Origin of the sequence: Kitasatospora sp. NPDC127060 (assembly GCF_042724935.1) — a bacterium.
GTDB lineage: Bacteria > Actinomycetota > Actinomycetes > Streptomycetales > Streptomycetaceae > Kitasatospora.
The window spans coordinates 14372-33067 of the sequence record NZ_JBHXEG010000049.1 but is presented as its reverse complement, the minus strand read 5'-3'; the positions used below and the strand labels follow the sequence as shown (position 1 = coordinate 33067).

At 72.6% G+C, this 18696-nt stretch carries 20 protein-coding genes; 10 read left to right on the top strand and 10 right to left on the bottom strand.

Annotated features, from left to right (window positions below; genetic code table 11):
* Positions 1–2 precede the first annotated feature (2 nt).
* From ACFWIS_RS24935 to ACFWIS_RS24920, 4 genes are all read left to right on the top strand, one after another.
* A complete protein-coding gene (locus ACFWIS_RS24935; protein WP_380457967.1) occupies positions 3–1157 on the top strand; it encodes an ABC transporter permease in 1155 nt (384 codons plus the stop codon).
* Entirely contained in the window at positions 1154–2419 is a 1266-nt protein-coding gene (locus ACFWIS_RS24930; RefSeq protein ID WP_380457969.1) for an ABC transporter permease, read from the top strand. The genes ACFWIS_RS24935 and ACFWIS_RS24930 overlap by 4 nt, the downstream gene beginning before the upstream one ends.
* Positions 2416–2826, top strand: a complete 411-nt coding sequence (locus ACFWIS_RS24925; RefSeq protein ID WP_380457971.1) for a cytidine deaminase — start codon at positions 2416–2418, stop codon at positions 2824–2826. The genes ACFWIS_RS24930 and ACFWIS_RS24925 overlap by 4 nt, the downstream gene beginning before the upstream one ends.
* 106 nt (positions 2827–2932) lie before the next feature.
* Positions 2933–4210, top strand: coding sequence for a thymidine phosphorylase (locus ACFWIS_RS24920; RefSeq protein ID WP_380457972.1), 1278 nt, complete (start codon positions 2933–2935; stop codon positions 4208–4210).
* Positions 4211–4448: 238 nt separating this feature from the next.
* On the opposite strand, the gene ACFWIS_RS24915 is transcribed toward ACFWIS_RS24920, so the two are convergent.
* Both ACFWIS_RS24915 and ACFWIS_RS24910 read right to left on the bottom strand, forming a co-directional pair.
* The gene (locus ACFWIS_RS24915; RefSeq protein WP_380457974.1) at positions 4449–5003 is read right to left on the bottom strand and encodes a Uma2 family endonuclease; all 555 of its coding nucleotides are present in this window, start codon (positions 5001–5003) and stop codon (positions 4449–4451) included.
* A gap of 26 nt (positions 5004–5029) precedes the next feature.
* Positions 5030–6307, bottom strand: coding sequence for an MFS transporter (locus ACFWIS_RS24910; RefSeq protein WP_380457976.1), 1278 nt, complete (start codon positions 6305–6307; stop codon positions 5030–5032).
* A 91-nt stretch (positions 6308–6398) separates the two neighbouring features.
* Here ACFWIS_RS24910 and ACFWIS_RS24905 point away from each other — a divergent pair, with 91 nt between their 5' ends.
* The 3 genes from ACFWIS_RS24905 to ACFWIS_RS24895 all read left to right on the top strand — a co-directional run bounded on the left by ACFWIS_RS24905 (position 6399) and on the right by ACFWIS_RS24895 (position 9242).
* Positions 6399–7367, top strand: a complete 969-nt coding sequence (locus ACFWIS_RS24905; protein ID WP_380457978.1) for a LysR family transcriptional regulator — start codon at positions 6399–6401, stop codon at positions 7365–7367.
* A gap of 129 nt (positions 7368–7496) precedes the next feature.
* A complete protein-coding gene (locus tag ACFWIS_RS24900) occupies positions 7497–8654 on the top strand; it encodes an adenosine deaminase (protein ID WP_380457980.1) in 1158 nt (385 codons plus the stop codon).
* A 213-nt stretch (positions 8655–8867) separates the two neighbouring features.
* The gene (locus ACFWIS_RS24895; protein WP_380457982.1) at positions 8868–9242 is read left to right on the top strand and encodes an ATP-binding protein; all 375 of its coding nucleotides are present in this window, start codon (positions 8868–8870) and stop codon (positions 9240–9242) included.
* 89 nt (positions 9243–9331) lie between these two features.
* Here the strand turns inward: ACFWIS_RS24895 and ACFWIS_RS24890 are convergent, their stop codons facing one another.
* The gene (locus ACFWIS_RS24890) at positions 9332–9517 is read right to left on the bottom strand and encodes a PspC domain-containing protein (RefSeq protein WP_188308551.1); all 186 of its coding nucleotides are present in this window, start codon (positions 9515–9517) and stop codon (positions 9332–9334) included.
* 338 nt (positions 9518–9855) lie between these two features.
* On the opposite strand from ACFWIS_RS24890, the gene ACFWIS_RS24885 reads away from it, so the two are divergent.
* Positions 9856–11268, top strand: a complete 1413-nt coding sequence (locus tag ACFWIS_RS24885; protein WP_380457983.1) for a hypothetical protein — start codon at positions 9856–9858, stop codon at positions 11266–11268.
* A 73-nt stretch (positions 11269–11341) separates the two neighbouring features.
* On the opposite strand, the gene ACFWIS_RS24880 is transcribed toward ACFWIS_RS24885, so the two are convergent.
* Complete coding sequence (locus ACFWIS_RS24880; protein WP_380457985.1) at positions 11342–11905, bottom strand: hypothetical protein; 564 nt, start codon at positions 11903–11905, stop codon at positions 11342–11344.
* A 154-nt stretch (positions 11906–12059) separates the two neighbouring features.
* Between ACFWIS_RS24880 and ACFWIS_RS24875 the strand changes: the two genes are divergently transcribed.
* On the top strand, positions 12060–12734 hold the full coding sequence (locus ACFWIS_RS24875; RefSeq protein ID WP_380457987.1) for a PhzF family phenazine biosynthesis protein: 675 nt from the start codon (positions 12060–12062) through the stop codon (positions 12732–12734).
* Here the strand turns inward: ACFWIS_RS24875 and ACFWIS_RS24870 are convergent.
* The 4 genes from ACFWIS_RS24870 to ACFWIS_RS24855 form a co-directional block, all read right to left on the bottom strand.
* Entirely contained in the window at positions 12704–13321 is a 618-nt protein-coding gene (locus ACFWIS_RS24870) for a VanZ family protein (protein WP_380457989.1), read from the bottom strand. The two genes, ACFWIS_RS24875 and ACFWIS_RS24870, sit on opposite strands and share 31 nt — an antisense overlap.
* Positions 13322–13460: 139 nt before the next feature.
* Positions 13461–13781 (bottom strand): hypothetical protein, encoded by a 321-nt coding sequence (locus ACFWIS_RS24865; protein ID WP_380457990.1) that lies wholly within the window; start codon positions 13779–13781, stop codon positions 13461–13463.
* The gene (locus ACFWIS_RS24860; protein ID WP_380457992.1) at positions 13778–15319 is read right to left on the bottom strand and encodes an ATP-binding protein; all 1542 of its coding nucleotides are present in this window, start codon (positions 15317–15319) and stop codon (positions 13778–13780) included. Before ACFWIS_RS24860 ends, ACFWIS_RS24865 begins: the two co-directional genes overlap by 4 nt.
* Before the next feature lie 53 nt (positions 15320–15372).
* A complete protein-coding gene (locus tag ACFWIS_RS24855; protein WP_030257458.1) occupies positions 15373–16050 on the bottom strand; it encodes a response regulator transcription factor in 678 nt (225 codons plus the stop codon).
* Between the two features lie 280 nt (positions 16051–16330).
* Here ACFWIS_RS24855 and ACFWIS_RS24850 point away from each other — a divergent pair, with 280 nt between their 5' ends.
* Complete coding sequence (locus ACFWIS_RS24850) at positions 16331–17299, top strand: SigE family RNA polymerase sigma factor (RefSeq protein WP_380458025.1); 969 nt, start codon at positions 16331–16333, stop codon at positions 17297–17299.
* A gap of 169 nt (positions 17300–17468) precedes the next feature.
* On the opposite strand, the gene ACFWIS_RS24845 is transcribed toward ACFWIS_RS24850, so the two are convergent.
* Together ACFWIS_RS24845 and ACFWIS_RS24840 are read right to left on the bottom strand one after the other, a co-directional pair.
* Positions 17469–18107, bottom strand: a complete 639-nt coding sequence (locus tag ACFWIS_RS24845) for an ATP-binding protein (RefSeq protein ID WP_380457994.1) — start codon at positions 18105–18107, stop codon at positions 17469–17471.
* A gap of 47 nt (positions 18108–18154) precedes the next feature.
* A complete protein-coding gene (locus ACFWIS_RS24840; RefSeq protein WP_380457996.1) occupies positions 18155–18562 on the bottom strand; it encodes a hypothetical protein in 408 nt (135 codons plus the stop codon).
* Positions 18563–18696 lie beyond the last annotated feature (134 nt).

Here is an 18696-nt window from a genome sequence, read left to right as displayed (position 1 = left end):
CCATGACCAGTCCCAACCCCGCCGCCAAGCGCAGCCTGGCGCAGCGGATCAGCGGTGAGCGGATCGTGCTCGCCCTGGCGGCGCCCGTGCTCGCCGTCCTGCTCTCGGTCGCGATCTGTTCCGTCCTGCTGGCGACCTCGGGCAAGAACCCGTTCGACGCGTGGAACGTGATGCTCACGTTCGCCAGCAAGTCGGACGGCCAGGTGAACATCCTCAACCGGACCACCACCTACTACCTGGCCGCCGCGGCCGCCGCGTTCGGGTTCCGGATGAACCTGTTCAACATCGGCGTCGAGGGCCAGTACAAGGTCGCGGCGCTGTTCGCGGCCTACATCGGCGCCCAGGTCGACCTGCCGTCGTTCATCCAGATCCCGCTGCTGCTGGTCACCGCCATGCTGGTCGGCGGTCTGTACGCGAGCATCGCCGGTCTGCTGAAGGTCTTCCGCGGTGTCAGTGAGGTCATCTCGACCATCATGCTGAACTCGATCGCGCTCGCGATCATCGGCCTGCTGCTCGTCCCCGGCGTCTTCGCCCCGAAGGTCAGCGGCACCAGCAACTCGATCCAGACCAACCCGGTCTCGCAGTCCAGCCACTTCTTCAGCCTCGACACGGCGGGTGGCCCGCTCTGGGGCTTCATCTTCGTCGCCGTCCTGGTCGGCGTGGTCTTCCAGTTCGTGCTGACCCGCACCCGGTTCGGCTTCGACCTGCGCGCCACCGGCCGCTCGGAGTCCGCCGCGACGGCCTCCGGCGTGAACGTCAAGAAGATGGTGATCATCTCGATGGCGGTCTCCGGCGCGATCGCCGGTCTGATCGGTCTGCCCGAGCTGCTGCAGAACTCGTACTACTTCGGCCAGACCTTCCAGCAGAACCTGGGCTTCCTGGGCATCTCGATCGCCCTGCTCGGCCGCAACAGCCCGATCGGCATGGCCTTCGCGGCGCTGCTGTTCGCCTTCCTGGACGTCACCGGTTCGGTGCTGCCGCTGCAGGGCGGCTTCCCGTTCGAGATCGTCACGGTCATGCAGGGCACCATCGTCATCTGCGTCGTCGTGGCGTACGAGCTCGTGCGCCGGTACGGCCTGAAGCGCCAGCAGCAGAAGGTCGGCGCGCAGCTCGCCGCCCAGCTCGCGGCCACTGAGAAGAAGGAGGTGTCGGCATGAGTACGGCCACCGCCGCTCGTCCGAAGGCGCCGGGCGCGCCCGCGAAGAAGCGCAAGCTGTCCTGGCCGGTCGTCCTGCTCCTGATCGCGGGCGCCCTGGTCCTGTTCTCCGCCGTGGGCATGGCCACCGGCAACCACTCGCTGACCTCCTCCGGGCAGATCACCGCCGCGCTCAGCGCCGCCGTTCCGATCGGCATGGCCGGTCTGGGCGGTCTCTGGTCCGAGCGGGCCGGCGTGGTCAACATCGGCCTCGAAGGCATGATGGTCGCCGGCACCTTCTGCGGTGCCTGGGCGGGCTACCTGGTCAACCCGTGGGTCGGTCTGCTGGCCGGCATGGCCGGCGGTGCGCTCGGCGGTCTGCTGCACGCGATCATCACCGTCACCTTCGGCGTCGACCACATCGTCTCCGGCGTCGGCATCAACCTGCTGATCCCCGGCATCTGCGCGTACGTCAACCGGATCTACTACAAGGACTACATCTCGGCCGGTGCCGGCCAGAACCAGTCCCCGCCGGCGGACCCGCTGCCGTACATCACCGTGCCGGGGCTGTCCTCGGGCCTGAAGAGCATCGAGAACCACCACTGGTTCCTGGTCTCCGACATCGCGGGCGTGCTCGGCGGCCTGGTGACCAACCTGTCGGTGGTCGTGGTGCTGGCCGCCGCGCTGATCGTGGCCAGCTACTTCCTGCTCTGGCGCACGGTGTTCGGCCTGCGGCTGCGCTCCTGCGGTGAGAACCCGACCGCCGCCGAGTCGCTGGGCGTCAACGTCTACAAGTACAAGTACCTGGCGGTCATCGCCTCGGGCGCCTTCGCGGGCCTCGGCGGTGCGTACCTCTCGCTGGTCGCCGCGCACTTCTACAAGGACGGCCAGACCCTGGGCCGCGGCTTCATCGGCCTCGCGGCGATGATCTTCGGCAACTGGATGCCCGGTGGCCTCGCCGTCGGCGCCGGCCTGTTCGGCTTCACCGACAGCCTCCAGCTGCGGGACCCGGAGTCGGTGCACGTGCTGATCCTGATCATCGCGATCGCGATGGCGCTGCTCGCCCTGTGGCAGCTGTACCGTCGCAAGTTCACCGCGACGGTGATCTCCTTCGTGGTGGCCGGCGGTCTGGGCGCCTGGTACGCGCTGACCGACCAGGTGCAGCGTCCGCTGATCGTCGCCACGCCGTACCTGATCACCCTGGTGGTGCTCGCGCTGGCCTCGCAGCGACTGCGGATGCCCAAGGCCGACGGCCAGATCTACCGCAAGGGCCAGGGCAAATGACGGCCTCCGCGGGCTCGGCGGCCTCCGCGATCGACTGGGAGCGGCTGCGCGCGGCGGCACGCGAGGCGATGGGCCACGCGTACGCCCCGTACAGCAGGTTCCCGGTCGGAGCGGCGGCGCTGGTGGACGACGGCCGGCTGGTCAGCGGCTGCAACGTGGAGAACGCCTCGTACGGGCTCGGGCTGTGCGCCGAGTGCGGGCTGGTGTCCGCGCTGCACGCCTCCGGCGGCGGCCGGCTGGTCGCCTTCACCTGCGTCGACGGCGCGGGCGAGCTGCTGATGCCGTGCGGGCGCTGCCGCCAGCTGCTGTACGAGCACGGAGGGCCCGGGCTGCTGGTCGACCTGGCCTCCGGCGTGAAGCCGATGAGCGAGGTCCTGCCCGAGGCGTTCGGGCCGGAGCGGCTCTAGCATCTGCTTTTGTTACGCGCGTAGAGTGTCGCGAGTGGGCCGGAACCCGGTCATCTCGCGGCACTCTACGCTTTTTGACGCATCTGAAACCCCTCTTGGAGCACGCATGGACGCCATCTCCGTCATCAGGACCAAGCGCGACCGCGGAGAGCTGAGCGACGCTCAGATCGACTGGGTCATCGACGCCTACACCCGCGGCGAGGTCGCCGACGAGCAGATGTCCGCGCTGGCCATGGCGATCCTGCTGAACGGCATGAAGCCGCACGAGATCAGCCGCTGGACCGACGCCATGATCCGCTCCGGCGTCCGGATGGACTTCTCCTCGCTGCCGCTGCCCACCAGCGACAAGCACTCCACCGGTGGCGTCGGCGACAAGATCACCCTCCCGCTCGCCCCGCTGGTCGCCGCCTGCGGTGCCGCCGTCCCGCAGCTGTCCGGCCGCGGTCTCGGCCACACCGGCGGCACCCTGGACAAGCTGGAGTCCATTCCCGGCTGGCGCGCCCTGCTCTCCAACGACGAGATGATGGACGTCCTGCGCGACGCCGGCGCCGTCATCTGCGCGGCCGGCGACGGCCTCGCCCCCGCCGACAAGAAGCTGTACGCGCTGCGCGACGTCACCGGCACCGTCGAGGCCATCCCGCTGATCGCCTCCTCGATCATGTCGAAGAAGATCGCCGAGGGCACCGGCGCGCTGGTGCTCGACGTCAAGGTCGGCTCCGGCGCCTTCATGAAGAACCTGGACGACGCCCGCGAACTCGCCCGCACCATGGTCGGCCTGGGCACCACCGCCGGGGTCAACACCGTCGCCCTGCTCACCGACATGTCCACCCCGCTCGGCCTCACCGCGGGCAACGCGCTGGAGGTCCGCGAGTCCGTCGAGGTGCTGGCCGGCGGCGGCCCGGCCGACGTCGTCGAGCTCACCCTCGCGCTGGCCCGCGAGATGCTCGCCGCGGCCGGCGTGCACGGCAAGGACCCGGCCGACGCCCTGCGCGACGGCTCCGCGATGGACCACTGGCGCCGCATGATCGCCGCCCAGGGCGGCGACGTCGACGCCCCGCTCCCGGTCGCCCGCGAGCAGCACGTCATCCCCGCGCCCGCCTCCGGCGTGCTCACCGAGCTGGACGCCTACGCGATCGGCGTCTGCGCCTGGCGCCTGGGCGCCGGCCGCGCCCGCAAGGAGGACCCGGTCCAGGCCGGCGCCGGCGTCGAGATGCACGCCAAGCCCGGTGACGCCGTCGTGGCCGGCCAGCCCCTGCTGACCCTCCACACCGACACCCCGGAGCGCTACGACTACGCCATCGAGGCCCTGAAGGACGGCATCACGGTCGCCCCCGAGGGCACGGCGTTCACTCCGAACCCGATCGTTCTCGACCGCATCGCGTAGTCATCCGATTGCTCCATGTGCGGCAGCGTGGTTTGCGCTGCCGCACATGGGAGTTGACCGAGCCGGCACCGTGTCCACCTTGCTGCTGTTGGCGCGGTTGGCGGGCGCGCTGGAGTCGTCGCTTCACATCCACGTCGCGCCCGAGGTGGAGCCCACCATCCGCTTCCGTGCGCCGCCTGTCCGAGGCGACGAGGAGGAGTCCGTACCCGGCGGTCGGGTACGGACTCCTTTCGCGTACTCAGGCGTACGTGAGCAGACCGCTGGTGTCGAGGGTCCAGGGGCCGACGGTGATCTTGTCGCCGAAGACGAACTTCTCCCGGGACTCGTAGCCCAGTTCGGAGTGCACGATGCCGGTGCCTGTGCGGGGATCGACGATCAGGTAGAACGGGATGCCCATCGCCGCGTAGTCGTGGACCTTGTTGTGGTAGTCGTTCTCGGGGTTGGAGTGGGAGACGATCTCCACCACGAGCAGTACCTCGTGCGGGAGCACCGCTCGCTGCTCGCCCTCCAGGGTCGCCTCGGGGAAGACCATCAGGTCCGGGTTTCGCAGCTGACCGAGGCCGGCATCCTGCAAGTCCGCGCCGTGGTAAGCGATGTGGCCCGGGTGAGTGGTCGGCAGTTGGGCGTTGAGCTGTCGGGCGATGCGCAGCACGGCGAGCTCGTGGCGCTTCACCGGCGACATCATCATGACGATCTGACCGTTGGCGATCTCGATCTTCCCTATCCCGGGCACCTTCGGCAGCTGATCCGCGATCTCAAGCAGCCTGGTGTACACAGCGGGATCGATGCTCATGTCCCTGAGTCTATCGGCGCCCACTGTCAAGCGTCCGCGACCGCTCGCCTCGTGGTATGCGCCTGGTGGGTGGCGTAGAGGGTGACGGCGGCGGCGAGGGTCATGGCGGTGAGGCCGACGGTGGCGGCGCCGGGCCAGCCGGTGGCGTGGTAGGCGTCGGCGCCGAGGGTGCCGCCGAGGCTGTTGCCGAGGTAGTAGGCGATCAGGTAGAGGGCGGAGGCCTGGGCGCGGCCCTCGGTGGCGGTGCGGCTGACGGCGGAGGAGGCGGTGGCGTGGCCGGCGAAGAAGCCGGCGGTGATCAGCACCAGGCCGAGCAGCGCGCAGACCAGGGAGTCGGCGAGCGAGAGCAGCAGGCCGGCGGCGGTGACGCCGATGGCGACGTAGAGGGCGCCGCGGCGGCCGAGCCGGCCGGAGAGGCGGCCGGCCGCGGCGGAGGTGCCGGTGCCGACCAGGTAGACCACGAAGATCGAGGCGGCGATCGACTCCGGCAGGTGGAAGGGCGCGGCGATCAGCCGGTAGCCGACGGTGTTGTAGACCGCGCCGAACACCGCCATGAACAGCATCGCGAGCGCGTACAGCCGCACCAGCAGCGGGTTGCGCAGGTGCCGGCCGACGGTGCGGGCGAGGGCGCGGGCGTCCACCGGGGCCGGGGTGAAGTGCCGGGCGGCGGGGACCAGCAGCCGGAAGGCGAGTGCGGCGAGCAGCGCGAGGGCGGCGGAGGCGGCCAGGCCCCAGCGCCAGCCGAGGGCGGCGGCGGTCCAGCCGGAGACGAGCCGGCCGCCCATGCCGCCGATGCTGTTGCCGGCCACGTACAGGCCCATCGCGGAGGCCAGCGCGCTGGGGTGGACCTCTTCGGCGAGGTAGGCCATCGCGGTGGCGGGGAGTCCGGCGAGGGCGACGCCCTGGAGGACGCGCAGCGCCACCAGGGTGGTCAGGCCGGGGGCGAAGGGCAGGGCGGCGGCGAGGGCGGAGGCGGCGAGGACGGAGGCCGTCATCACCGCGGTGCGGCCGTACTTGTCGGAGAGCGCGCTGGCGGGGAGCAGCCCGAGGGCGAGGCCGAGGGTGGCGGCGGAGGCCGTCCAGCTGGCCTGGCCGGGGGTGAGGTCGAGGTCGGCCGAGAGGACCGGCAGCAGGCCCTGGGTGGAGTAGAGCAGGACGAAGGTGGCGACCCCGGCGGCGAACAGGGCGAGGTTGGCGCGGCGGAAGCCGGGCCGGCCGGGGCGGTGGCGGTCGTCCTGGTCGAGGGTGTGCGCGGTCGAGGCATCCGGGGCGGGCACGGATGCCCTGGTATCGGAGGGCTGCATGGCATCGACGGTAGGCCCGGCGCGCTTGATGCGTCCAATGCATGAAGAGTGGATGATCGATGCACTGACGTATGAGTCGAGGTGGGACGGGATGACCGTGGCGGATCTGCCGGACGGAGCCGAGCAGCGTTACCGGGCAGCCGAGTTGGGGCCGGAGGCGCCGGCCGTCCGGCTGGCGCCCAGGCTGGCGCAGTTCGCCGCGGTGGCCCGGCTGGAGCACGTGACCCAGGCGGCGGCGCTGCTCGGGGTGCCGCAGCCGACGCTGTCGCGCGCGGTGGCCCGGCTGGAGGAGGAGCTGGGGGTGGACCTGCTGGCCCGTCAGGGCCGGACGGTCCGGCTGACCAGGGCGGGCCGACTGCTGCTGGCCTCGGTGGAGCGGGCGTTGGCGGAGCTGGAGCGCGGCGCGGAGGCGGCCCGGGCGGAGGCGGATCCGGCGGTGGGGCGGGTGGCCTTCGGCTTCCTGCACACGATGGGTCCGGACGCCGTACCGGCGCTGCTGCGCGGCTTCCGGGCGGCGCACCCGCAGGTGCGGTTCCAGCTGGTGCAGGACTACGGCATGGCGATGCTGGAGCGGCTGCGGGCGGGCGAGCTGGACCTCTGCCTGGTCGCGCCGCTGCCGGACGACCCGGCCTTCGCGGCCCGTCCGCTGGACGAGCAGCGGCTGCACCTGGCCGTGCCGGCCGACCACCGGCTGGCCGGGCGGCGGCGGATCCGGCTGGCGGAGGTGGCCGAGGAGCCCTTCGTCGGGCTGGAGGACGGGTACGGGCTGCGCATGATCACGGACGGCTTCTGCGCGCAGGCCGGGTTCGTGCCCCGGCTGGCCTTCGAGGGGGAGGAGACCGAGACCCTGCGCGGGCTGGTGGCGGCCGGGCTGGGGGTGGCGCTGCTGCCGCCGGCGCTGGTGCCGCGGCCCGGGGTGGTGGAGCTGGAGGTGACGGCACCGCGGACCCGCCGGGCGATCGGGCTGGCCTGGGCGGCGGGGCGGCCGCTGACGCCGCCGGTGGCGGCGTTCCGGGACTTCGTGCTGTCCCGGCGGGGGCGTCTGCTGCACCACGACTGAGGCCTTGGCCCCACCCTCGGCTCCTTTGGCGGATCCTATGGACCGGGCGGTGGAATTCCAGGTTCGGTTTGGACCATTCGGTGCTGTTACCGGTGGTCGGTCTACGCGCGTAGGGGCTATATTTCCGCAATGGAGAAGCAGATCCCCGTCACCACCGCGGGCACCGGCCCGCGCATTCCCACCCGCGACCAGATCCGCCGCGCGCCGAAGGTCCTGCTGCACGATCACCTCGACGGCGGGCTGCGCCCGGAGACCATCGTCGAGCTCGCCGCCGCGACCGGCTACCAGGGTCTCCCGACCACCGACGCCAAGGAGCTCGGCGAGTGGTTCCGCGAGGCCGCCGACTCCGGCTCGCTGGTCCGCTACCTGGAGACCTTCGCGCACACCTGCGCCGTCATGCAGACCCGCGAGTCCCTGATCAAGGTCGCCGCCGACTGCGCCGAGGACCTGGCCGCCGACGGCGTGGTGTACGCCGAGGTCCGCTTCGCCCCCGAGCAGCACCTGGAGGGCGGCCTGTCCCTGGACGAGGTCGTCGAGGCCGTCCAGGAGGGCTTCCGCCTCGGTGAGGCCAACGCCCGCGCGGCCGGCCACCGGATCCGGGTCGGCACCCTGATCACCGCGATGCGGCACGCCGCCCGCTCGCAGGAGATCGCCGAGCTGGCGAACCGCCACCGCGACCGGGGCGTCGTCGGCTTCGACATCGCGGGCGCCGAGGCCGGCTACCCCCCCACCCGCCACCAGGCCGCCTTCGACTACCTCAAGGGCGAGAACAACCACTTCACCATCCACGCGGGCGAGGCCTTCGGCCTGCCGTCGATCTGGGAGGCCCTGCAGTGCTGCGGCGCCGACCGGCTCGGCCACGGCGTGCGGATCGTCGACGACATCACGGTGAACGAGGACGGCAGCGTCGAGCTGGGCCGGCTGGCCGCGTACGTGCGCGACAAGCGCATCCCGCTGGAGATGTGCCCGACCTCCAACCTCCAGACGGCGGCGGCCACTTCGTACGCCGAGCACCCGATCGGGCTGCTCAGCCGGCTGAAGTTCCGGGTCACCGTGAACACCGACAACCGGCTGATGAGCGGCACCAGCATGAGCCAGGAGTTCGGCCACCTGGTGGACGCCTTCGGCTACACGCTGGGCGACATGGAGTGGTTCACGGTGAACGCGATGAAGTCCGCGTTCCTGCCCTTCGACGAGCGACTGGCGATGATCAGCGACGTGATCAAGCCGGGCTACGCCGAGCTCAAGGCGGAGTGGCTGTTCAGCGCGGGCGCCGGCGGCCGCTGAGTCCGGGCGGCCCCTGCGGTCGGATGAACGCGGCTTCCGGGCAAGGAAGTTGGCGTTCATCCGACTACTCACTCGGGTGAGTGAACGCCCTTTGGATCTCGCGAGCCCCTGTCACTACGGTGTGCCAGTCATTGCTGACAGGCCGGGGCGACGGTCGCCCGTACGCCGCCCCGCGCGATGTCGGCCACCGACGAGGACTCAAGGGGACGAACCATGAAGCAGGCTCTCAAGGCCGCCGGCACCGCGGCGCTCGGCATCGCCATCGCGGCGGTCGGCGCCGGCACCGCCTCCGCGGCGCCCGGCCAGGCGGCCGGCGGCCTCGGGCTGCCCACCGGCGCGGTGACGAACCCCGCGGTGACCGGTGCGGTCACCGACACCGCCGCCAAGCTGCCCGGCGGCGACAAGGTCGCCGGCACCCTCGGCACCCTGGCGCCGACCGCCGGTCAGGCCGCCCCCGCGCCCGCCGCCGACGCCCCGATCGCCGGCGTCACCCAGCAGCGGGCCGGCGCCCTCCCCGGCGTCCCCGGCCTGGACAAGACCCCGGTCGGCGGACTGGCCGGCGCCCTGCCCGGCCTGCCGCTGGGCTGATCCGACCCGCACCGCACGACGACGGGCCGCCCGCCCCCGGAGGAAACCCCGGGAGCGGGCGGCCCGTCGCCGTGCCCGCCCGTACGGCCTCACGGCTCCTGGGGGAGCAGCACCCAGAGCGCGAGGTAGACCAGGAACTGCGGGCCGGGCAGCAGGCAGGAGAGCAGGAAGATCAGGCGGACGGTCCACGGGGTGAGGCCGAAGCGCTCGGCGATCCCGGCGCAGACGCCGGCGATGACGCGGTTGTGGCGGGGGCGGGCGAGACGCGCGCTCATGGGGACTCCTTGGGCCGGTGGCCCGGCCGGGCGGTCCGGCGGGCGTACTTCCATGCTCCGCCGTCGCGGGCCCGAAAACCTCCGCCCACCAGGCGATCCCCGACCCCGTCGGCTCACCGGGAAGGCGGAGACCCGAGTCGGGGTCCCCTCAGGGATGCCCCGGAGGGTGCGAATGCGGAAAACCCGTTCGCGAACCGGTCCCACCAAGGGGATATGATCTCGCGGTCGCTGATGGTGGGGGGCATTCCGGCGGCGCCTTCACGGCCTCAATAGGCCCCTCACGCCTGCGATTTCGCACTTCTATCGGGCTATGTCCGAATTCTCTCCGTGAGGTTCCATTGCGCAATCAGCCCCGCAGACTCCTCGCCGCCGCCGCCGCTGCGGCCCTGGTCTCCGGCGCCGCCCTGGCCTCGGCCCCGGCCGCCCTCGCGGCCCCGACGTCGGGCCCGACGTCGGGCCCCACGGCTCCCGCCCCGCAGGGCCAGGCCTCGCCGGTCGTGGTCACCACCAGCGGCTTCCCCGCCAGCGTGACGGCCGGCAGCACGGTCGAGTTCAGCTCGACCCTCAAGAACACCGCCGACCACCAGATGGACGTCATGACGGACTTCGTCATCGCGACCATCGGCACCGGCGTCAAGGAGACCCAGCTCAAGCTGCAGGTCCAGAAGCCCGGCAGTACGCAGTGGCAGGACGCCAAGCTCCGTCCGGGTTCGAACACCGGCGCCTGGTGGGAGCTCGATCCCTTCGCCACCGAGCTGCACCTGCCGGCCGGCGGCTCGGCCACCTACCAGCTGCGTCTGACCTTCGCCGCCGACGCTCCGGGCGGTCAGGCCACCGGCAGCCTCAACGCGATGGTCACGGACCCGACCCTGCCCCCGGAGCAGCGGCTCAGCCAGGCCTGGGGCCGCACACCGTACTTCACCATCGTCGGAGCCGGTGGCCCGACCACCCCGGCCCGGGCGGGACTGCCGGACGTGAAGGTCGAGAACGTGCCCGCCTCCTTCACCGCCGGGGGCGAGGCGAAGCCGTTCAAGGTGGTGTACACCAACCACACCGGCAAGGACCTCCGGATCGTCCCGGCGGTCATCCTCCAGAACGAGAACGCCTTCCTCCCCGCAGTGGTCAAGCTGGAGTTCCAGACGCAGCAGGGCCAGTGGCTCGCCGGCACGCCGGCGCCGCTCGGGGACCTCGCCAGCACCCAGCTGGGGGTGGACCTTCGCAGCGGCAGCAAGGACGCCGACGTCATCCCGCTGCCCGACGGCGCGAGCCGCACGGTCAACCTGCGGCTCGCCTGGACCAAGGACGCGCCGGTGGGCGGCGGGTCGGTCTTCGCCAACGGGTACAGCCTGCCCGGCCCGGGGGAGCAGGACAACGGCGTCTCCAGCCCCACGGTGGGCTTCAGGGTCGAGGCCGCCGCCGGCTCCACCGGCACCCCGGCTCCGACCTCGCCGGCCACCACCCCGGTCACCACCGACCCGGCCACCACCGACCCGTCCACCGCCGCCGCCGTCCCGGCCGCGCAGGTGACCACCGGCGCGCCGAGCCCGGCCGCCGGCACCACCGGGCAGACCGGCGACGCGGCGCCCGCCGCCGCGGCCCCGCCCGCCGCCACCGAGACCCAGCTGGCCTCCACCGGCGGCGGCTCCTCGGCCGCCCCGATGGCGATCACCGGCGCGACCGCCATAGCCCTCGGCATCGGCACCCTGGTCGTGGCGCGCCGCCGCAAGGGAGCCCAGGGCGCCGGGAACTGACCCCGGACAGCACGAGGCCCGTCCGTCCCCGCTCGAAGGTGGGGGACGGACGGGCCTTCCGGTGTTCCGGGGCTCAGCCGGCCGGCTGCTGCGGCGGCTGTGGCTGGGCGGGCTGGGCGTACGGGTTGTCCGCCACCGGCTGGGCGGGCGCGCCCGGCTGGTACGGCACCGCACCCTGCGGCGGCACCGGCTGGGCGGGCTGTGCGGGCAGACCGGGCTGGGCGGGCTGACCCGGCTGGTCGGACTGCGGCGCGTTCGGGTTGAACCCGGCGGCGTTGGGGTTGTAGGCCGCGTTGGGGTTGTACGGCGCGTTCGGGTTGAACGCCCCGGCCGGCGGGGTCGGCTGGTTCTTCGCGTTGCTGCGCTCGACGACCGCCTTCACGGTGGCGACGATCATCGCGACCGGCAGGATCAGCGCCTGGAAGAAGATCCGGTAGGTGCCGCCCTCGAAGACGAACGCGAGGTAGTAGGCGTAGCCGATGAACGCGACGCCGACCACGCCGTTGAGGATGCGCAGGCCGACCTTCAGCCCGGCGAGCGGCAGCACGCCGAGGACCACCATGATGAGGCCGCTGAGCGCCAGCAGGACGACGTACCAGGAGAAAAGGGGCTCGGCGCTGAAGTCGAGATTGTTCAAGGGGGTTTCCTGTGGGAGGAGAAAAAACGACGGGAACCGTCCGGGACGAAAGCGCACAGTACTGGAGGCGACCGACATCCGTCCTCGCCTTTTCATCACGGTGTCGTTGCGCTGTGTCGGCGCCGCGCCGGAGCGGTAATTGACGAGGTGGAAAATGACTGGCTATGAGGTGCTGCGGGTCTTTTGCGGACCGGACGGGTGGCACGGGAACGAGCTCGGCGTGGTGCGCGACGGCGCCGCCCTGCCGGAGCGGGCGGACCGGCAGGCCCTCGCCCGGGAACTCGGTTTCAGCGAGACGGTGTTCGTCGACGACCCGGAGCGCGGGGAGATCGACATCTACACCCCGAGCGTGCGCCTGCCCTTCGCCGGCCACCCGTGCGTGGGTGCCGCCTGGCTGCTCGGCGCGGACCGGCTGGTCACCGCGGCCGGGACGGTGGCGGTGCGGCGCGAGGACGGGCTGACCCTGATCGGCGCCCGGCCCGAGTGGGCCCCGGGCCGGACCTTGCGGCAGTACGGTTCGGCGGCCGAGGTGGAGGCCTTGGAGGTGCCGCCGCCGGGGGAGTGGATCTACGCCTGGGCCTGGCAGGACGAGGCGGCCGGTACGGTCCGGGCGCGGGCCTTCCCGGGCCGGGGCGACGGGATCGACGAGGACGAGGCGACCGGCGCGGCGGCCCTGCTGTTGGCCGCGCGGCTCGGACGGGCGCTGACCGTCACCCAGGGCCGGGGTTCGCAGCTGCTGGCCGGCCCGCGTCCGGACGGGCTGGTCGAGGTCGGCGGCCGGGTGGTGCCGGTGGCGGGTCAGCGGCCGGGCGGGGTCGGTTCCGCGTAGGCGCGCGGACGGGCCGTAGGCGCCACCGTCACCGTCGGGGTGACGGTGGCGGCCACCGCCGGGACGGTCAGGACGGCGATCCGCGGGCTCCGGGGCTCGGCGCGGTGGTCCCGCAGCAGTCGGCGCAGGGCGGGGACGAGGGCGAGGTGGGTGGCCACCACGCCGAGCACGGCGAACAGTATGTGGTCCACGTTGAGCACGTGTCCGGGTGTCCAGGAGGAGAGGAACTCCAGGCCGGTCGCCAGCAGCGCGGAGACGCCGGTGGTGCGCAGGAAGGACGGCAGCCAGGGAGCCCGGAGCCGGCCGCCGGCCAGCGGGAGCAGCAGGCCGAGCGGGGCGAGCAGCAGGAACTCGCCGACCACCTGCCAGGGGGTGGAGGAGCGGAGCGAGGCCAGCGGCGTCAGGTTGGCGTCGTACACCCAGGCCACCGGCAGCGGTCTGAGCACCAGCCACAGCACCAGCGTCAAGTGGAGGGCCAGGCCCGCCAGTCCGGCCAGCCGGAAGGGACGGTGGACGCCCGCCGCCGGCCTGGTCTGGGTCCGTGCGCCGGAACGCTCGTCGCGTGTCCTGGTGCCATCTCGCTGCACGGGGGGAAGGACGTGGGCCGGTGGCGCGGCGGTTCCCCACCGGGCGTGAACATTCCGGACCACGCCCCCGTTCCCTCTCGCCCCACCGGCCCGGACCCGTCCCAGCGGCCCGGGTCCGCCCCACCGGCCCGGACCCGTCTCAGCGGCAGGGCGAGGGCGTCGGCACCGCGCTGAACGCGTTGTTCGGCGGTGGCGAGCCCGGCGCCACCGGCGTGGGCGAGGGGCTCGGGCTCGCGGCGGTCTTGGCCGCGCCGCGGGCCGGGGTGACGGCCGGGGCCGGTCCGGGCGGGGTGACCAGCGCGGTCGGTATGTGCGGGGTGCTCGGGCAGGCCGTCCGGCTGGCGGGCGCGCCGGCGTCGACCGGTACGGCGGTCGGCCGGATGCCGCAGCCGGAGGCCAGTGCGAGCAGCAGCAGTACGCCGGCGGTGCGGCGCAGGGTGGTGCGGGTGGGGGAGGTCACGTGGCGTCCTTGTGCTCGTCGTCGCGGGCCGGGCCGTGCTCGGCCCCGCCCGCGGACGGCGGCGGCGGTGGGGTCAGCGGCAGGGTCAGGGTGAACACCGCGCCGACCTCCCCGTTCGCCGCCGTGATCGTCCCCCCGTGGATCTGGGCGTTGGCCATCGCGATGGACAGCCCCAGGCCGCTGCCTTCGGAGCGGGCCCGCCCGCGGTCGGCCTTGTAGAAGCGGTCGAAGACGTGCGGCAGGACGTCCTCGGGGATGCCGGGGCCGCTGTCGGAGACCTCGATCACGACCGAGTCCTCGGTCTGCCGGACCTTGACCCGCACCGGCGAGCCGCCGTGCTTGAGGGCGTTGCCGATCAGGTTGGCGAAGACCACGTCGAGCCGGCGCGGGTCGACCACGGCCAGGATGCCGCGCGGGGCGTCCAGTTCGACCGCGTCGTACCAGGCCCGGCCGTCGATGCAGGACATGATCAGGTCGGCGACGTCCACCTCGTCGGCGACCAGCTTGGCGGTCCCGGCGTCGAAGCGGGTGACCTCCATCAGGTTCTCCACCAGGTCGGACAGCCGCCGGGTCTCGCTCACCACGAGCCGGACGGCCGGCTCGATCATCGGGTCCAGCGACTCGGCCTCGTCCTCCAGGATGTCGGTCACCGCGGTCATCGCGGTCAGCGGGGTGCGCAGCTCGTGGGACATGTCGGCGACGAACCGCCGGCTCTGCGCCTCGCGCGCGCTCAGCTCCTCGACCTGTTCGTGCAGCGATTCCGCGGCCCGGTTGAAGGTCCGTGCCAGGTCGGCGAGTTCGTCCGAGCCGTCGACCTCCAGCCGGGTGTCCAGGTGGCCCTCGCCGAGCCGCTTGGCGGCCTCGCCGAGCCGCTTGACCGGCCGCAGCACGGTCGCCGAGGCGGCCTGGGCGAGCAGGGCCGAGCCGATCAGCGCGAGCAGGGTCGCGATGGCCAGTGACCAGCCCAGGGTGTTGAGGTCGGCCCGCTCGTTCTCCAGCGACTTGAACATGTACGCCGTCGGACCGTTGGGCAGCACCTTGGTGCCGCCGATCACGAACGGTCGGCCGGCCAGGTTCTGCCGCTGCCAGTACAGGTGGTACGGGTACGGGTTGCTCTCGGTGACCTCGCGCGGCTTGGCGACGGTGGACTGCAGCGGCGCCGGGACGTCGGCCAGGGTGAACTTCGTCGGGTCGGAGGAGGCCGGGCACTCGGGGTGCGCCGGGTCGACCACGACCACGTCGTAACTCAGCCCGGAACTCGCCACATTGGCGGCCAGCGCGGCGAGGTCCGGACAACTGGCGTTCAGTGGCAGGTCGGAGACGTTGCGGCTGAGCGAGACCCGGAAGTCGTTCAGCGCGGTGCCCTGGGCGCGCTTGAGCACCGCGTCGCGGTTCAGCCAGTACGCGATGCCGGAGGCCGAGACGGCGGCGAGCAGCGCGACGGCCGCGAACACCGCGATCAGCCGCACCCGCAGGGAGCGCAGCCGCCGCCACGGGCCGGACGAGAACCGCCGGGCAGTCTGCTGATGGTCAGTCACAAGAGCCTGTCGTGATACGGGAGTTCAGGGACAAAGCGGGCAACGGGCCGGGTTCAGGCAGGCGGGTCCAGCCGGTAGCCCACGCCTCGGACGGTGCGGATCAGGGTCGGTGCGGACGGCACGTCCTCGACCTTGGCCCGCAGCCGCTGCACACAGGCGTCCACCAGGCGGGAGTCGCCGAGGTAGTCGTGCTCCCAGACCAGCCGCAGCAGCTGCTGGCGGGAGAGCGCCTGGCCGGGGCGGCGGCTGAGTTCCAGCAGCAGCCGCAGCTCGGTCGGGGTGAGCTGGAGGTCCTGGCCGTCCTTGGTGACGGTCATGGCGGCCCGGTCGATCACCACGCTGCCGTAGGCGGAGGAGTCCGAGCTCTCCCGTTCGCCGCGCCGCAGCACGGCGCGGATCCGGGCGTCCAGGACACGCGGCTGGACCGGCTTCACCACGTAGTCGTCCGCTCCGGACTCCAGACCGACCACCACGTCGATGTCGTCCGAGCGCGCGGTGAGCAGGATGATCGGCAGCTGGTCGGTGCGGCGGATCCGACGGCAGACCTCGAAACCGTCGATTCCGGGCAGCATCACGTCCAGCACGATCAGGTCGGGCCGCTGCTCCTTGAAGAGCCTCAGTCCGTCTTCGCCGGAGGCAGCGGTGGCCACACGGTGGCCCTGGCGGGTGAGGGCGAGTTCGAGGCCGGTCCGGATGGCGTCGTCGTCCTCGATCAATAGGAGGAAAGGCACGGCCCCATTTTGGCCCACCGGGAGCGTCGAATCACCCCCCGGACCGGTCACCGCCCGTATGGGAACCGGAAGGAGGGCCCCCGGCGTCCGGTACGGAGGGAGGCGGACCGGGTCGTACGGCCCGCCCCTGTGACACCCCTGTGACAGTCGGCGGACAGCGCCATCACAACCGGCGGGCAGGATTTTCCATGTCGCCGCAGGACAGCGGGCCGCAAGGGCCGGCTGGAGGGCGGCAACAGGAACCGCTCGTACCGAACCAAGGGGGCGCACGATGAACGCCATGCTTCAGACCCGGACCAACCCGGCTGTCCGCACCGCGCGTTCCTCAGCCGCCACCCACCGGACCCGGTACGAGATCAGGACCGACGAGAACTCCGGTGCCGTGACCGTACGGGGGTGCGCGCACAGCACCGGTGGAAACCCTGTCGCCCGCCGGGTGAGCGGCGGCGGCAGGACGGGGGAGCTGTACGGGATCGGCCGACTGGGGAGTGCGGTCGACTCCGCCACCACCCTCACGCTGCGGGGGATCCTCCCCGTCCGCGTCGAGGGCACGGACGCCCGGGGGGGCGACCGGGGCAACAACGGCCTGCGGACGGTCGGTTCGGGGGAACAGACCGGCCGCGAGGCCGCCGGTGCGACGCTGCTGCGGCTGAACCCCGCACCGGCCCGCACCACCGAGGCGGGACAGGGAGACGCGCAGGGGGAGCACCCGGCCGTCGCGGAGGACCACATCACGGAGTTCACCGCGTACGTGCGCGAGCGCCGCGCCTCCCTGTACGCCACGGCGTACCACCTCACCGGTGACCGCTACGAGGCCGAGGACCTGCTGCAGAGCGCGCTCTTCAGCACCTACCGCGCCTGGGGCCGGATCACCGACAAGGCGGCGGTGGGGGGCTACCTCCGCCGCACCATGACCAACCTGCACATCTCCGCCTGGCGGCGCCGCAAGGTCAACGAGTACCCGACCGAGGAGCTGCCGGAGACGGCCGGCGACACCGACGCGATGGGCGGCACCGAGCTGCGCGCCGTGCTCTGGCAGGCGCTGGCGAAGCTGCCGGAGAACCAGCGGACCATGCTGGTGCTGCGGTACTACGAGGGCAAGACCGACCCGGAGATCGCCGACGTGCTGGGGATCAGCGTCGGCACGGTCAAGAGCAGCATCTGGCGCGCGCTGCGCCGGCTGCGCGACGACGAGCACCTGAACAAGTCGGGCGACACCGCCCGGGCGTTCGGCGAGCTGGTCGCGTAGGGAGCGGGGACAGGACTCCCGTCGGGGGACGGGTAGCGGACGGTTGTGGTTCGGGGGCGCCGGCTCGGGGGAGCAGCGCCTGTGGGGAGCCGAGGCCGTTCGGAAGGCGACGGGCCCGGTGCGGGGGAGACGCACCGGGCCCGTCGTCGTTCGTCCGTTCCGGGGCGGCTCAGGCCGCCGACAGCTCCCGGGGGCCGGCCGCCGCGCGGACCCGCCGCTCGGCCTCCGCCCCGGCGCACGGGTGCGAGCCCAGCTCGACCTGCCGCTCGACGATGGCGCGCTCGGCCCGCATCAGCCGCAGACCCCGGCGCAGCAGCACCGGCAGCGACTTGCGGCCCTCGCGGACGTCCCGGCGCAGCCGGCGCCAGGCGGTGGTGAGCGCGCCGTTGCGCAGGCACAGGGCGTCGCCGAGCAGGCCCTCGGCGGCGCACTGGGCGACGATCTCGGCGGCGAAGATGCCCTCGGCGATGAACGCGCCGGCGCCGTCCAGGTCCAGGGTGCGGGTGGAGATCCGGCCGTTGTCCGGGATCGAGTACACCGGCACGTCGGTGCGCCCCCGCCCGTGGAGCGCGCGGATGGCGGCGACGGCCTGGTCGCGGTGCCAGGCGAGCGGGGAGTCCCAGTCCACGGCGCCGTCCGGCAGCCGGGGGAGGGTGGGGTCGTCCCCGTCCTTGTAGAAGTCGTCCAGCTGGAGCACCGGCAGGCCGCTGCGTTCGGCCAGCGAGGACTTCCCCGATCCGGAGGGCCCGGAGAGCAGGATCACTCGGGCGTGGGCCGTCGGCACGGGATTCATGGGGGAGTCACTCACGGGACACCAGTCTGACGCATCCCGGCCGGTTGCCGAAACCGGTCGGCTCACACCTTCTGGGAGTCGGGGTCGGCGAGGGCGACGTGGATCATCGGCAGGTAGCGGGTGTCGACCTGGAGGTACACCTGGCGGCCGCCGCCGGGCGGCTGGTAGCCGGTGGCGGCCCAGTCCTGGGAGTGCCAGGTTTCGGGCTCGGGCTCGTGGAAGGTGCCCCCGGTCGGCAGCTCGACCGGGTCGGCCCCGCGGGTGCGGAAGGTGACGGTGGCGGAGCCCGGAGTGATGCCCAACTTCCCGTTGACGTAGGCGCGTTGCCAACCGGGCCGGTCCGACCGGGCGGAACAGGGCACCCGTACGGCCTTCCCGGCGGCCAGCCGCCGGCGGACCCGGGCCACGTGCCACCTGCGGACGAAGCCGTCCGCGAACAGTGGCATCAGCTCGGCGATCAAGTCTCCCACGGCGCCCCCTCGGTGGTGTCGGTACCGGGATTCTGGTCCGGACGCATACGCACGGCGAGCGCCGAAAGTCGGCGGGGGCGGTGACGAAAGTCGACGGACCCGCGCCAGGGGGGGGAGAGGCGCGGGTCCGTCCA

What these genes read in the sequence shown, in the direction of transcription:
- ACFWIS_RS24905 (WP_380457978.1), top strand. Translation starts at nt 6,399, where the DNA reads ATGACCGTGGCGGATCTGCCGGACGGAGCCGAGCAGCGTTACCGGGCA.
- ACFWIS_RS24890 (WP_188308551.1), bottom strand. Translation starts at nt 9,517, where the DNA reads ATGAGCGCGCGTCTCGCCCGCCCCCGCCACAACCGCGTCATCGCCGGC.
- ACFWIS_RS24915 (WP_380457974.1), bottom strand. Translation starts at nt 5,003, where the DNA reads ATGAGCATCGATCCCGCTGTGTACACCAGGCTGCTTGAGATCGCGGAT.
- ACFWIS_RS24900 (WP_380457980.1), top strand. Translation starts at nt 7,497, where the DNA reads ATGGAGAAGCAGATCCCCGTCACCACCGCGGGCACCGGCCCGCGCATT.
- ACFWIS_RS24920 (WP_380457972.1), top strand. Translation starts at nt 2,933, where the DNA reads ATGGACGCCATCTCCGTCATCAGGACCAAGCGCGACCGCGGAGAGCTG.
- ACFWIS_RS24930 (WP_380457969.1), top strand. Translation starts at nt 1,154, where the DNA reads ATGAGTACGGCCACCGCCGCTCGTCCGAAGGCGCCGGGCGCGCCCGCG.
- ACFWIS_RS24925 (WP_380457971.1), top strand. Translation starts at nt 2,416, where the DNA reads ATGACGGCCTCCGCGGGCTCGGCGGCCTCCGCGATCGACTGGGAGCGG.
- ACFWIS_RS24850 (WP_380458025.1), top strand. Translation starts at nt 16,331, where the DNA reads ATGCTTCAGACCCGGACCAACCCGGCTGTCCGCACCGCGCGTTCCTCA.
- ACFWIS_RS24895 (WP_380457982.1), top strand. Translation starts at nt 8,868, where the DNA reads ATGAAGCAGGCTCTCAAGGCCGCCGGCACCGCGGCGCTCGGCATCGCC.
- ACFWIS_RS24935 (WP_380457967.1), top strand. Translation starts at nt 3, where the DNA reads ATGACCAGTCCCAACCCCGCCGCCAAGCGCAGCCTGGCGCAGCGGATC.
- ACFWIS_RS24910 (WP_380457976.1), bottom strand. Translation starts at nt 6,307, where the DNA reads ATGCAGCCCTCCGATACCAGGGCATCCGTGCCCGCCCCGGATGCCTCG.
- ACFWIS_RS24875 (WP_380457987.1), top strand. Translation starts at nt 12,060, where the DNA reads ATGACTGGCTATGAGGTGCTGCGGGTCTTTTGCGGACCGGACGGGTGG.